General features: G+C 59.1%; 16 protein-coding genes and 1 tRNA gene. 10 read left to right on the top strand and 7 right to left on the bottom strand.

Annotation, left to right across the window (positions count from 1 at the left end; genetic code table 11):
* Positions 1–92: 92 nt before the first annotated feature.
* Positions 93–169, top strand: a tRNA-Val gene (locus F6S12_RS04680).
* Positions 170–313: 144 nt separating this feature from the next.
* Here F6S12_RS04680 and catB read toward each other — a convergent pair.
* The 3 genes from catB to F6S12_RS04665 all read right to left on the bottom strand — a co-directional run bounded on the left by catB (position 314) and on the right by F6S12_RS04665 (position 2,842).
* Positions 314–949, bottom strand: a complete 636-nt coding sequence (catB, locus tag F6S12_RS04675; RefSeq protein WP_315868760.1) for a type B chloramphenicol O-acetyltransferase — start codon at positions 947–949, stop codon at positions 314–316.
* A 142-nt stretch (positions 950–1,091) separates the two neighbouring features.
* Positions 1,092–1,709: a peptide chain release factor H gene (gene prfH / locus F6S12_RS04670; RefSeq protein ID WP_315868759.1), complete on the bottom strand. Its 618-nt coding sequence runs from the start codon at positions 1,707–1,709 to the stop codon at positions 1,092–1,094.
* On the bottom strand, positions 1,709–2,842 hold the full coding sequence (locus tag F6S12_RS04665; RefSeq protein ID WP_015634911.1) for an RNA ligase RtcB family protein: 1,134 nt from the start codon (positions 2,840–2,842) through the stop codon (positions 1,709–1,711). Before F6S12_RS04665 ends, prfH begins: the two co-directional genes overlap by 1 nt.
* Before the next feature lie 274 nt (positions 2,843–3,116).
* Here F6S12_RS04665 and F6S12_RS04660 point away from each other — a divergent pair, with 274 nt between their 5' ends.
* The 6 genes from F6S12_RS04660 to F6S12_RS04635 all read left to right on the top strand — a co-directional run bounded on the left by F6S12_RS04660 (position 3,117) and on the right by F6S12_RS04635 (position 7,506).
* Entirely contained in the window at positions 3,117–3,437 is a 321-nt protein-coding gene (locus F6S12_RS04660) for a helix-turn-helix domain-containing protein (RefSeq protein ID WP_011060395.1), read from the top strand.
* Positions 3,438–3,525: 88 nt separating this feature from the next.
* Positions 3,526–3,876 carry a hypothetical protein gene (locus F6S12_RS04655; protein WP_041117035.1) on the top strand — a complete coding sequence of 117 codons (351 nt, stop codon included), beginning with the start codon at positions 3,526–3,528 and terminating at the stop codon, positions 3,874–3,876.
* 343 nt (positions 3,877–4,219) lie between these two features.
* On the top strand, positions 4,220–4,849 hold the full coding sequence (locus tag F6S12_RS04650; RefSeq protein WP_011060397.1) for a lytic polysaccharide monooxygenase auxiliary activity family 9 protein: 630 nt from the start codon (positions 4,220–4,222) through the stop codon (positions 4,847–4,849).
* A gap of 45 nt (positions 4,850–4,894) precedes the next feature.
* Positions 4,895–6,361, top strand: a complete 1,467-nt coding sequence (locus F6S12_RS04645; protein WP_103289791.1) for a glycosyl hydrolase family 18 protein — start codon at positions 4,895–4,897, stop codon at positions 6,359–6,361.
* Between the two features lie 163 nt (positions 6,362–6,524).
* The gene (locus F6S12_RS04640) at positions 6,525–6,986 is read left to right on the top strand and encodes a DUF2214 family protein (RefSeq protein WP_053151474.1); all 462 of its coding nucleotides are present in this window, start codon (positions 6,525–6,527) and stop codon (positions 6,984–6,986) included.
* Positions 6,987–7,065: 79 nt separating this feature from the next.
* The gene (locus F6S12_RS04635) at positions 7,066–7,506 is read left to right on the top strand and encodes a VOC family protein (RefSeq protein ID WP_053157365.1); all 441 of its coding nucleotides are present in this window, start codon (positions 7,066–7,068) and stop codon (positions 7,504–7,506) included.
* A 238-nt stretch (positions 7,507–7,744) separates the two neighbouring features.
* Here the strand turns inward: F6S12_RS04635 and csrA are convergent, their stop codons facing one another.
* The gene (csrA, locus tag F6S12_RS04630; RefSeq protein WP_007920550.1) at positions 7,745–7,939 is read right to left on the bottom strand and encodes a carbon storage regulator CsrA; all 195 of its coding nucleotides are present in this window, start codon (positions 7,937–7,939) and stop codon (positions 7,745–7,747) included.
* Between the two features lie 265 nt (positions 7,940–8,204).
* Between csrA and F6S12_RS04625 the strand changes: the two genes are divergently transcribed.
* The gene (locus F6S12_RS04625) at positions 8,205–8,555 is read left to right on the top strand and encodes a hypothetical protein (RefSeq protein ID WP_011060401.1); all 351 of its coding nucleotides are present in this window, start codon (positions 8,205–8,207) and stop codon (positions 8,553–8,555) included.
* 51 nt (positions 8,556–8,606) lie between these two features.
* Here F6S12_RS04625 and F6S12_RS04620 read toward each other — a convergent pair whose 3' ends face one another.
* The 3 genes from F6S12_RS04620 to F6S12_RS04610 all read right to left on the bottom strand — a co-directional run bounded on the left by F6S12_RS04620 (position 8,607) and on the right by F6S12_RS04610 (position 10,845).
* Positions 8,607–9,296 (bottom strand): endonuclease I family protein, encoded by a 690-nt coding sequence (locus tag F6S12_RS04620; protein ID WP_315868758.1) that lies wholly within the window; start codon positions 9,294–9,296, stop codon positions 8,607–8,609.
* 4 nt (positions 9,297–9,300) lie between these two features.
* The gene (locus F6S12_RS04615; protein WP_015634917.1) at positions 9,301–9,570 is read right to left on the bottom strand and encodes a DUF1654 domain-containing protein; all 270 of its coding nucleotides are present in this window, start codon (positions 9,568–9,570) and stop codon (positions 9,301–9,303) included.
* Positions 9,571–9,756: 186 nt separating this feature from the next.
* Positions 9,757–10,845, bottom strand: a complete 1,089-nt coding sequence (locus F6S12_RS04610; RefSeq protein ID WP_011060404.1) for an asparaginase — start codon at positions 10,843–10,845, stop codon at positions 9,757–9,759.
* Positions 10,846–11,183: 338 nt separating this feature from the next.
* Here F6S12_RS04610 and F6S12_RS04605 point away from each other — a divergent pair, with 338 nt between their 5' ends.
* Both F6S12_RS04605 and F6S12_RS04600 read left to right on the top strand, forming a co-directional pair.
* The gene (locus F6S12_RS04605; protein ID WP_011060405.1) at positions 11,184–11,633 is read left to right on the top strand and encodes a hypothetical protein; all 450 of its coding nucleotides are present in this window, start codon (positions 11,184–11,186) and stop codon (positions 11,631–11,633) included.
* Between the two features lie 272 nt (positions 11,634–11,905).
* Positions 11,906–12,862: a sugar ABC transporter substrate-binding protein gene (locus F6S12_RS04600; protein WP_011060406.1), complete on the top strand. Its 957-nt coding sequence runs from the start codon at positions 11,906–11,908 to the stop codon at positions 12,860–12,862.
* Positions 12,863–12,895: the final 33 nt, after the last annotated feature.

The following is a 12,895-nucleotide window of genomic DNA, read 5'->3' as shown; positions in this document are numbered from 1 at the left end:
CGCGAAAATTAAAAAATTCGCATATTCATAGGCTTAGCTGCAAAAAAGGTGTTGACACCCCTTTGGAATTCCGTAGAATGCCGCCTCACAGCAGGCACGTAGCTCAGTTGGTTAGAGCACCACCTTGACATGGTGGGGGTCGTTGGTTCGAGTCCAATCGCGCCTACCAAACAAAATCCGCTCTGCTGGGCGGTCTAGAAGGGGTTCACCGAAAGGTGAGCCCCTTTTTTGTTTCTGGCCATTTTGATGGCTTTGCACGATCCGCCAAGAAGCCCACTGGCATTGCAGCGCTCGCTGCGATCTTGGCCAGTGATCAGTCGGGGCGGATGTGCTCCTGCCAATGTTCAAACAGCGCCTCGACATTGGCACTGGTCATCAGTGGCATCACTGCTTTCAACTGCTCGCTGCTCCAGTTCCACCACTGCATTTCCACAAGCATCTCGATACGCCGATCATCGAAGCGCTTGCGAATCGTCTTGGCGGGGTTACCGCCGATGATTGCGTAGGGTTCCACGTCCCGTGTCACCAGGGCTCGAGTGCCTATCACGGCGCCATCGCCGATCCTGATGCCCGGCATGACAATGGCTTCGGAACCGATCCAGACGTCATTGCCTATCACCGTGTCGCCTGCGGCTTGATATCCATTCTGCGCGCCCGCGAAGGCCGGTTCCTCGGGCATCCAGTAGAGCGCAACGGTGCTGATCCACTCGCTTCTATGCCCCTGGTTGCCGGCCATGATGAATGCGGCTCCCGAGCCGATTGAGCAGAAAGAGCCGATTATCAGCTTGTCCGCACCTTCCTCGTGGGGCAGGTAGCGCGCGCACTCATCGAAACTATGACCGTGGTAGTAGCCTGAGTAGTAGCTGAAACGACCTACTCGAATATTCGGGTGGGTGACTTGCCGATCAAGCGTGATGCCCTTGAAGGGGCTTTCGAAGTAGTTGTTCATCGGGACTCTGCTCCATGTCTTCAGTGTCCTCTGCATTTGCCGCATCGGTCACCGGTTCAAGATCTTTTACGTATTGCCCTCTGTAGCCACCAACCTGGTTCGGGGAGCCGTCGTGACGATCGGCTTCCCGTACCAGGGCGGGTCAGTCCAGAGGGGTGAAGGCGCTGCCGCTGAAGGTGCGCACGGCATTGCCCCGTTCAACCCGGTGATGGGCGTCACGACGCTGCAAGCGCAGTTCCTGTACGGATTGCTCTTGCCGATCGGCAAGCCGTTGCTGGATCAGTAGACGAGCCAGGCGCTTGTTATCGTGCTGGCTGCGTTCGGACTGCACCTTGACGCTGATGCCGGTCGCTACATGGGTGGCACGTACCGCGGAGTCGGTCTTGTTAACGTGCTGCCCGCCGGGGCCGGAAGCGCGCATGGCCTCGAAGCGGATCTCGCCGCCCTCGGCTTCTTCCAGGGCGCAGAATGGCTGGCCGGCGAAATACCAGTTCTTGCGTCGATGTGCGGGCCGCAGAGGGCTTTTGCAGATCCACAGCAGGGTGCCTGTCCAGCGTCGAGCCAGGTTTGCGGCGTGCTCGCCATCCAGGCTGACCAGCACCGAGCGATGGGCGTCGCGAGCCTGGTTGGCAACCTGCTCGATGATGCCGAGGCGCACGTTCTGCGCTTCGGCTTCGTGATGCAGGCGGCGTAATGCGTGGGTTACTGCCAATTCGCATTCGGCAGGCCCTTGGGCGGAGGACAGCTGTAGCAACATCATCAGCAGCACCCCCGGCGTTTGTAGGTCAGTACCGGTTTGAGTCGGGCGATGATCTTCACCAGGCCGGCGTCGCGCAGGCTGCCCACCACGCTGTCGATGCTCTTGTAGGCTTCGGGAGCCTCTTCGTACATCAGGCCGCGGTCCTCGCAGATCACTCGGCTGCCCAGCTGGGTGCGCTTGAGTTGATCGAAGCTGAAGCGCGTTGCCAGCCGGCCCTTGCAGTCGCTGCGCAGCCACTTGCGCCCGGCGCCGTGCGCCAGGGAGTAGAGGCTGAACGATTGGGGGAGCGGTTGCACCAGGTAGCTGTAGTCGCCACGAGAGCCGGGAATCACCACCGGACCCTGGTCCGATGGCGTGGCGCCCTTGCGATGCAGCCAGCCCGATACGCCGTCGACCTGCGCCGCAGACACCAGGTTGTGATTGATATCCAGCAGCGGCTGGCCCTTGGCCCGCAGATTGTGCAGCAGGCGCTCGGCGATCAGTCGTCGATTGGCCTCGGCAAAGCGCAAGGCCTGGTCGTGCTGCTCCAGGTACTGGGCGCCGGCGGTGCTGGTCATCAACAGGCCGTTGTGGCCGTGTTGGTCGACGTGGCTGCGCAAAATGGCCTCTCCCAGGCCTCGGGAGCCGCTGTGCACCAGCAGCAGCAAGGCTTTCGGGTCCAGTGCCAGTGCTTGCAGGGCGTCGGCGTCATGGACCTGATCGAGTTGTTGCAGTTCGGCGAAGTGGTTGCCGCCGCCGATGGTACCCAGGGAGTGCTCATGACCGCTGACAGGCAATGCCAGTTGCGCGCGTTGTTCATCCCACTGCTCATCCAGGGGCAGGTCGATATTGCCGATTTTCTTTTCCAGCTTGTCGAGGTTGAGGCGAGTGCTGGAGAGGTCGGTTTGCCACAGCGCCATGCCGCAGCCGATGTCGTTGCCCACCAGCGCCGGGTAGGCCACTTCGGTGGAAAAAAATGCCGCGCCCACCGGATAGCCCCGGCCTGGATGCAGGTCGGGCATGCCGACGACCTGGCGCATGCCGGGCAGTTGTGCGGTGGTGTGCAGTTGCTGGAGCGCTTTGTCTTCGATCCAGGTGGTGTCGGAGGCGATCAGAGAGACGCCGTTCGACAAATGACGGATGCAAGTGTCCATGTCCAATTCCTGATTGGAAAAAAATATTCAGGTAGTGGCAGGACGAAGCGGGGGTTAAGCGAAGGCGCTAGCGGGTAGCGGTTGCAGCGTTTAAACCAGGCACGTCCTGCAAGGGGTGATCAGCTGTTGCATGGTGGATCTCCTTGGCAAAAGTGTGGAAAGGGCGCGCAGGTTAATCTTTTGCCCGGGGGCTGGCAATGGTGTGGGCAAACAAAATGCACCTTCTGCGGCCGCTACGGTCGTAAAACCATCACCTTGTTGAATGAGGATGGTTATGCAGACCTTTGGTGAGCGCTTGAAAGAACAGCGCAAGGCGTTGGGGCTCTCCCAGCAGGAATTCGGTGCCATTGGCGGTGTTGAAGCCAACGCCCAGGGCCGTTACGAGAGCGGTGAGCGGGTGCCCAAATCGGATTACCTGATGGCCATCGGGCGCCACGGCGTTGACCTGCTTTATGTGTTGACCGGCGAGCGCTCGCGCTTGTCCGAGGGCAGCCTGAGCCTGGATGAAAGCACCATTATTCAGAACTACCGCCACCTCGGAGATGAGGACCAGGAGGCGATCGCCCAGCTGGCGTCCTCCCTGGCGGAGTGCTGAGTGGGCGCGGGGGAGTTTTTCTGCTGTTCGCGCGCCTTTTTAACGCGGCCTGAGCGATACTCTCGCGTTTTCTGGACGAGGAGGCAGCATGCGGGTTTTGATGGCGGTAATGGTGGCGGCGCTATTGGCTGGCTGTGCGAGCTCTACCATGGATGAAGCTCGGGCCCGAACGCCCAACAAAACCCTGGCCTCGGCCAAGGCTGATCAACTGGTAGCGCAATGTGTGCAGTTCGCCTGGCAGGACGAGTCGGTCTTTGGTGTCGATGCCGCTGCCTATCTGCAACCGGGCAAGGCTGGGGGGTACACCGTGTATACCCGTTCCGCCGAGACTTTTGTCGATATCAAGGCTGAGGCCGCGACGACCACCGTCCACTTTTATGCGGTTGCAGACAGCTATGTCTCGAAGCGTCGCCTGGCGGCGCTAGCGACCTGTCTGTAACGCAGAGGATAGTCACTGGCGTTGGTATTTGACGCTATCAGGTACAAACCCGGCATCGGCCGGGTTTTGTCATTTCTGGGGAAGGGTTTTCAGCTGGTCAGGCCAGCTGTTATTGGCGATCTGTGGAAACACCCAATAAGCCTGTAGCAAAGCGTGTAATACATTGCCTCTTCAAACTGTCAGTTGAAATAAGGAAGTCCAGGGATTAAGGGGGCTGGGGCGGACTTTTGTAAATTGTCCTGAATGGTTAGTTTTTGTGGTGATGAAAAAAGCAGGGAAAAGTGCGCTAAGTTGAGGGTGCTCAATAAGGAGCAGTAGTTAATTAATCAATGGAGTGAAAGATATGAATAAGCCACAGGCTCAACTAAAACATGGTCGCGTTGTTTCTCCGTCCAGCCGCGGTGCGGTAGCGGTAGAGCTGGGGCTGCTGGGAACCTGGCAGGTCAACGAGATGGAAGGCGGGAAAAACTTTCCGGCCCTCGCCGCCGGTCCTTTCCCAAAGCCTTACGACAGCGATGTGGCCAGTGTCGCGCCACCCGCCGACGGTCATATTCTCAGTGGCGGCAAGGTTGATGATCGCGATTGCATCAACTTCACCAACGAGGAAATGTCGAAAAAGATCAACCGGCCCTTCACTTGGCCGCTGGTGAACGTGAACCCGGGCCAGGTGTTCCAGGTGCAGTGGGAATACACCGCCCCTCACGTTACCCGGGGCTACAACTGGTTCATCACCAAGGACGGCTGGGACCCGAAACAGCGCATCAGTCGCGCCCAGCTGGAACCCCAGGCTTTTTATCAGGACTTCTACACCGAAGTGCCATTCGACAAGTTCGGTTCGGTATTGAAAGCCAAGACTCATCATGAAGTTGTGCTGCCCAAAAATAAAAAGGGCCACCATGTTGTAGTACTGGTGTGGATTGTTGCCAATACCGGCAATGGCTTTTATCAGGCTTTCGATCTGGACTTTAAATAAGTTTCAGGTAGTTAACATTTTCTGACAGTTCTGAAGGATTAGAACGTGGATAAGATCGATTTTGCATTAATCAAGAGTCAGGCCGCAGATGCTGCTTCCCTGATGCCGAGCATTGCCGGCAAGAAGGTGCTCATGGGCTTCTGGCACAACTGGGCCGCCGGTCACAGCGACGGCTACCAGCAGGGGCAATTCGCCAACCTGGATCTGGTGGACGTGCCCAAGGAATACAACGTGGTTGCAGTGGCCTTCATGAAGGGCAACGGTATTCCCACCTTCAAGCCCTACAACCTTTCGGACGCCGAGTTCCGGCGCCAGGTGGGCGTGCTCAACAGCCAGGGCCGGGCGGTATTGATCTCCCTGGGCGGCGCCGATGCCCATATCGAATTGCACAAGGGCAACGAACAGCCCCTGGCCAACGAAATCATCCGTCTGGTGGAAACCTACGGCTTCGATGGCCTGGATATCGACCTGGAGCAGAGCGCCATCGACTTTGCCGACAACAAGAGTGTGCTGCCAGCCGCCTTGAAGCTGGTGAAGGATCATTACGCCGGCCAGGGCAAGCACTTCATCATCAGCATGGCGCCTGAGTTTCCCTACCTGACCAGCAATGGCAAGTACGTGGCCTACCTGCAGGCCCTGGAAGGCTATTACGACTTTGTCGCGCCGCAGTTCTATAACCAGGGAGGCGACGGGCTCTGGGTGCAGGAGGCCAATGGCGGGCAGGGCGCCTGGATCGCCCAGAACAATGACGCGATGAAAGAGGATTTCCTCTACTACCTGAGCGAAAGCCTGGCCTCCGGTACCCGCGGTTTCACTCGCATTGCCGCGGACAAGCTGGTGATAGGCCTGCCAAGCAACGTCGATGCCGCGGCCACCGGCTATGTGATCGACCCGTCGGCGGTGAGCAATGCGTTCAAGCGCTTGCAGGGCGCCGGTCACGCCATCAAGGGGTTGATGACCTGGTCGGTGAACTGGGATGCCGGCATCAGTCGGCAGGGCGTGCCCTACAACTGGGAGTTTCGTCATCGCTATGCGCCGCTGATCCATGGCGATGGCGGTGAGCCGGAGCGCCCAGGTGCTCCTGGAAACCTGATGGTACTGGGCACCAGTCGCAGCAGCGTCAACCTGAGCTGGGGTGTTTCCGGTAGTGTGCGGCCGGTGGAGTTCTACACCTTGTACCGCGACGGCAATGCGGTCGCTCGCACTCCCTCTCCGGGCTTCGAGGATCAGGGGCTGAGTGCGGACACCCAATACAGCTATTTTGTGACCGCTACCGACACTCAGGGCCAGGAGTCGCTCCCCAGTCGCAGTGTGAGTGCCAGGACCGCAGGTGGTGCGGTCGATCCGAGCTTTCCCGAGTGGCGCACCAGCCAGCACTACCTCAGGGAGGATGGAGTGACTTACGAAGGCAATCGTTACCTGTGCCTCCAGGAGCATACCTCCAACCCCGGCTGGACGCCGCCCGTAGCGTTCACCCTGTGGAGCAAGGTGCTGCAGGAGCGTCATGGCTGAGTTGTGACGGCCATTGATGAAGTTGAGTGGCCAGGCGGTTCTTGCGGAAGTTGTCGATCCGTGCGAGCCGCCTTTTTCGTTTCCGCTGGCCGGCAACAGCCTGGGTTATGAGCTATTACTGAGCTGCCCGGATGTGTCGATCAATCAAGCGGAGATGAGCTCGATGTTGCAGCAATGGTTGCTGGCGGCTGTGCATTTGCTGGCGTTTGCCAGTGCCTTTGCCGGGGTGCTGGCGCGCGCTTCGGCATTGCGTCGCCTGAGCGGCGGCGCTGCGGCGCCCGGGCAGGTGTTGCGGGCCGACAATGTCTGGGGGCTGATGGCCGCGGTGTTGTTGATCACCGGGTTGTTGCGGGCTTTTGGCGGTTATGGCAAGGGTGCGGAGTATTACCTGCACCAGCCGCTGTTCCACCTGAAGATGACGCTGTTCGTGATCATCCTGTTGCTGGAGGTCCTGCCGATGCTGACCTTGATCCGCTGGCGCATGGCCCTGGGGCGAGGGGTGGCGCCACAGATCGGGCGGGCGCTGCTGTTCGCCCGTATCAGCGATGTGCAGGCCCTGCTCATGGTGTTGATGGTCATCGCCGCCAGCGGCATGGCGCGTGGGGTGACCTGGGCTCAGTTGTAATCATTGGTAAGCGGGGCTGCACTGCGTGGCTGCTTGAGAGTAGGCTCGCGGCTCTATCAATGAGCAATGGAAGCCTTCGATGTTTCAAATGAATGACCTGGTGCCGGAGATGCTGGTCACCGACCTGCAGCGCAGTCTGGCCTTCTACTGCGATCTTCTGGGCTTCAAGGTGGAGTATCAGCGGCCGGAACACTTCTTTGCCTTCCTCTCCCTCAATGGTGCCCAACTGATGCTGGAGCAGGATGACCAGCAGGAGTCGGAGTGGCGCGTGGGGCCCTTGCAGGCTCCATTTGGCCGCGGCATGAACCTGTCCATCGAGTGCCCGGATATTCGCCAGTTGGCAGCCGCCCTGGCTCGGGCGGGCATTGCCTTGCGTCGAGAGATTCAGGAGTGCTGGTACCGTCACGACGAATTGCTGCACGGCGAGTTGAACCTGCTGGTACTCGACCCGGATGGTTACCTGCTGCGCTTTACCCAGGACCTGGGCTTCAAGCCTGTGGAGCCTGCAGCGGGCGCCTGACCGCCGCACCGGTGCGCCGCCTGCAATGCAGCGGCGGCGTGTGTCGGGAATCAACGGTCGGGCTCGCTATCGCGAAAGGGCGATAATCAGTGGTTGACGACAGTCTGATGGGCGGGAATCTGCTGTGGCTGCAACCGGGCGAGGGTGTGCAGGCCGTCTGCGGGGAAAAGCTCAAGGCAAACAAGACAGGCGCTGCGCCAGCCGTTGTGCGCGGGCAAAAGGCTGGTGCTCATGCTGTTCAGGGGGTTTCGCGTTTGTCCGGAGCGGTCAGGCCTGCCTGAATGCGTTGATAGATTTCTTCACGGTGTACCGCGACGTCTTTTGGCGCGTTGATACCAATGCGCACTTGCTGGCCGCTGACGCCGAGAATGGTGATCGTAATGTCGTCACCGATGTTTATGCTTTCACCGACTTTGCGGGTGAGTATCAGCATGATCTTCTCCTTGATAGCTTTGTAGGGCACCAGATTCAAACAGTGCAGAGGTCGGTCTTAGGTATAGATTAGTGCGAAGTTCCACTGAGTGGGTGCCTCTTTCTGACGCGCAGAAGATCTATTAATTCCCAAGGCGCAACTATACATAGGCAATAAATATCATTCTTCCTGTTTCGGTCCGATTTTGTGACGAGGTCTCTCGGGTCATGAGTGCTAAAATCGCCACCTCAGACTTTCTAGGGGTTAGGTTGTGCGCACAGTAGCGATGATGATGGCGGTATTGGCGTTGGCCGGTTGTGGGGAAGGCAAGCGGGTCGAAGCGAACAAGAGCACGGCGGTGGCAGTACAGACCCAGCCGGCCTCGACCGAGCCGCAATGGGATGTGCTGGTGGGCAGCCCGCTTCCCCTGGCGGTGAGTGACCTGACCGGCTGGCTGATCGAGCACGGGGTGATTTCCAATGTGGTGACCGTGGACGGCAAGCGTCTGGTCGTGGTCGGTCCGTTTGCTTCCCAGGCCGAGGCCGAGGCGAAGAAGAATGAAGTGACCGAAAAGCTGGTCAAGGCCAAGAAGCGTGACATCGAAGTCACGGTCATCGAGCATCAAGCCGCGCAGTAAGCCCGTTTCCATAGGCTCAATGATCGCCCGCCACCCGCGGGCGATCTGCGTTCAGCCACAAGCCTTGAGGTTGACTGTGCCGACGAATTCATTGCCGCGCCCCATCACGCAAGCCACGCTCTGATTGCGCTGGCGCTCCCAGGCCTGTACTGGATAGGTCTTGTTCCAGGCTTCGAATAGCTGCCGATCCTGTTTGGAAAGGCGCAGGCCGTACTGCTTGCTCATGTAGAAGTAGGTACGGGCGATCATCCCGCGAATCGAAGGGCGAGGCATGACCTTCTTGGCCTTGAAGTCGACCTGGGTCAGGCACGAACCGTACTGGCCCGATTGTTCCGGCAGCCAGCCGAAGCTGAAATTGCTGCGATCACCATTCACTTCGCCAATGCTCGGTACCAGATTGTGCAGGTCGGCCTCGGCGCGCTGATAGACCGAATCGGTGCGTGTACAGTTCTTGCGACCGCCTTGTTGCCAGCACTGGCGCTGATGGCCGATCTGCCAGGCCGGCACTATATGCTCCCATTCAATGCGTTCGGCGCGTTTGGCGTTCTTGCGCGGAACATAGCCGCAGGCCGCCAGGTTCACCCGGTTACCGTTGTATTTGCAGCCGCAATAGAACTCGGTGGATTGGGGGGCGTAGAGCTTCCAGGCGACTTTCTTGGCCTCGCTGAAGGTGCGGGGCGCATCGGCGTGGGCGGAACAGGCGAGAAACAGCAACAGCAGGGCAAAACAACGGACACTCATCGACTCAATCTTCCTTCGGCACGACCCAGAAAATCTGCACACCGCCATCGTCGCGGTAGGCGAGGGTGACGTTGTCGTTTTCGGCGATCTCCTCCAGCAGGCGTTCCCACTCATCCTGTGGCTCATCGGCGAGGCGGAAGATCAGCGCTGCCTTGGCCTTTTGTGCGGTGGGAGAGTTGATGATTTTCTGGATGCGCACACCCAGGCGTTCGTAGGAGCTGAGGGGCGTTTGGGTCGTGGCCACGGAACATTCCTTATTAAGCTGTACGTGCATACAGTATTTAACTGTAGGGCATTTCGCAACTGCTTAAAATTCAAGAAGTTCCTCTGACAACGCTTTATGCATTTGTCTCACGAGGAGAGCAGATTTTTTTGCATGGGGGAAAGGGGGGAACCACCCGCCCGGGCGGGCGAGTGGTTGCAAGCATGCTCGACCGGGGCCGGTCGAGCAGAGGGGCTGTCAGTATTCCCAGAACATGCGTTGCAGTTCCTTGCTGTCCTGGGTCTTGGTCAGGGCGACCATGGCCAGGATGCGAGCTTTCTGCGGGTTCAGGTCATGAGCCACGACCCAGTCGTACTTGTCGTCAGGCTGTTCGGCGTTGCGCAGTACGAAACCGCCGGCATTGACGTGGGAAGAACGAATGATCTGTACGCCATTCTTGCGCAGTTCCTGCAGGGCAGGGACCACACGGGAAGACACCGAGCCGTTGCCGGTACCGGCGTGGATGATGGCTTTGGCGCCACCTTGGGCCAGGGCCTTGTAGGCGGTGTCGCTGACGTTGCCGTAGCCGTAGGCGATTTCTACGTCAGGCAGGCTCTTGATGTTCTTGATGTCGAATTCCGAATCCATGGTGTGGCGCTTGGCTGGCAGGCGGAACCAGTAGGATTTGCCCTCCACCACCATGCCCAGCGGGCCCCATGGGCTCTTGAAGGCTTCGGTCTTGATGTTGATCATCTTGCTGACATCGCGGCCGGACTGGATTTCGTCGTTCATGGTCACCAGTACGCCTTTGCCGCGGGCGTTCTTGCTGCCGGCCACAGCCACAGCGTTGTACAGGTTGAGCATGCCGTCAGCCGACATGGCGGTACCCGGGCGCATGGAGCCGACCACAACGATTGGCTTGTCGGTCTTTTCCACCAGGTTGAGGAAGTAGGCGGTTTCTTCCAGGGTATCGGTACCGTGGGTGATGACGATGCCATCGACGTCCTTGCTGTCGGCCAGTTCGGCAACGCGGCGGCCCAGTTGCAGCAGGTTTTCGTTGGTGATGCTTTCCGAGGCGATCTGCATGACTTGCTCGCCACGCACGTTGGCCAGTTGGCTCAACTCGGGGATGCCGGCGATCAGTTGTTCGATGCCGACCTTGGCCGCCTGGTAGGTGGCGCTGTTGGCCGCGCTGGCGCCGGCGCCGGCGATGGTGCCGCCAGTGGCGAGAACCACGACGTTGGACAGTTTCTGTTGGGTTTCAGCTTCTTTGGCTTGCAGGGCTGCAGGTAGAAGCAGGAGGAGGGCCAAAGCGCCCGGGGCGAAGGATTTGAAGGCAGATTTCATTATTTTCTCTCTAGTAGTGAGACGGTGCTGATGCAGGTTCATCTAGAAACACCCCGGCGGCAGATCTGTATGCGCCGGGGCAGCGAGGGTGGAGCAGGATCTGTACCAGCGCTACCTTGGCTGGATGACTATTTTAAGTTACTGATTTATATCAATTTTATTTCTGTTTTTATGCGTAAGAAATCATGTGGCGTCCGGGTTTCCGAACGTTTTCAAGGTGGCGCGTTCGGCAATCCGAAAATGCTCGTCACAAGTCCCGGGATGACTTCTCGCTCATCCATTAAAGATTGTTCTGCAGCGGTCGATGATCCTTCTAGGATTTTTCACCAGGAGTTCCCATGTCACTGTCAGTAGGATTTCCAGGGGCAGGAGCCATTCTGATCAATGGCAAGTCGCCCGCGACCATCGATGCATTGAGTAATGCCGCCGCCGAACAGGCGTCTACGGCGTTGGGTACCGACGAGTCGGGCACTTTGCGGGTCGGCTCCAGCAAGCAGGCCGAACAGTCTGAAAGCGAAAGCCCAAGCGAAGACAAGCACGGCATCGTGGTAAAGATGCTGCTCAAGCGCATGCAGGAGCTGCAGCAGCAACTTCGCGAGCTGCAACAGCAACTGGCTGCCGCCCAGGCCGCCAACTACCCAACCCCTGAGGCCAAGCAGACGGCAGTGATGGCCATTCAAGGGCAAGTCGCCGATACCAACGGCGCGCTGGCGGAAGTCTCTGGCAACCTGGTCCGGGAGTTGGCCAAGGAGTCGTCTTCCGGTGGCCTGGTGAACACCACTGCCTGAATCATCAGCCTGTCCGGGAGCATTTTTCGGGCAGGTTTTTCTCCTCGTGGCCGGCTGCGGATGGCTACCCACTCTCTCTGATCGCACTTTGAACAGCGTTGACAAACGCTGGCGAGGTTCGCATAGTTCGTTTTACGCAAACGTTTGCGCGGCCTTCGGAAAAGGATAATCGTCTATCTTTGCAAGGTTCGCCGTCGGCCAGTGGGGCTGCCTACCTGGCGGTTCCGTTTGACGAACGCTGCTCACAATAATCATAAGATCGGAGTGAACCCATGAAGCTGCCCTTTGCTGGACGTCTCCTCGCTGTCGCCGTTCTCGCCGCTGCATCCGCGGCCCTTCCTTTCTCCTCGGCTCAAGCCGATACCCCGCAGAAACCCAAGGTCGCCCTGGTCATGAAATCCTTGGCCAACGAGTTCTTCCTGACGATGGAAGATGGTGCCAAGGCCTATCAGAAAGAGCATTCCGCCGATTTCGACCTGGTGTCCAACGGCATCAAGGATGAAACCGATACCGCCAACCAGATCCGCATCGTCGAGCAGATGATCGTCTCCAAGGTCAACGCCCTGGTGATTGCCCCGGCTGACTCCAAGGCCATGGTTCCGGTGATCAAGAAGGCCGTGGACGCCGGGATCACGGTGATCAACATCGACAACCAGCTCGACCCCGGCGTGCTGAAGAGCAAGAACATCAGCGTGCCTTTCGTTGGCCCGGACAACCGCAAGGGCGCGCGTCTGGTGGGTGAGTACCTGGCCAAGCAGCTCAAGGCCGGTGACGAAGTGGGAATCATCGAAGGGGTTTCCACCACCACCAACGCGCAGCAGCGCACCGCCGGCTTCAAGGATGCAATGGAAGCCGCGCAGATCAAGGTGGTGTCGCTGCAGTCGGGCGACTGGGAAATCGACGCCGGCAATCGTGTGGCCTCGGCCATGCTCAGCGAATACCCGAACCTCAAGGCATTGCTGGCCGGTAACGACAGCATGGCGGTGGGCGCGGTTTCGGCAGTCCGGGCTGCCGGCAAGGCAGGCAAGGTGCAGGTCGTGGGCTACGACAACATCAACGCCATCAAGCCGATGCTCAAGGATGGCCGGGTCCTGGCCACTGCCGATCAGTTCGCTGCCAAGCAGGCGGTGTTCGGTATCGAGACCGCGCTGAAGATCCTCAAGGGCGAGAAAGTCGACAGCGGCACCAATGGCGTGATCGAAACTCCGGTTGAGCTGGTCACTCAGTAGTCATTGCGGCGGTACAACGGCGCTCGCCCGGTT

It is taken from the genome of Pseudomonas sp. JV245A (assembly GCF_032424515.1).
Lineage (GTDB): Bacteria > Pseudomonadota > Gammaproteobacteria > Pseudomonadales > Pseudomonadaceae > Aquipseudomonas > Aquipseudomonas protegens.
Note: the sequence above shows the minus strand (reverse complement) of the source record. Positions and strands in the feature narration are given on the sequence as shown.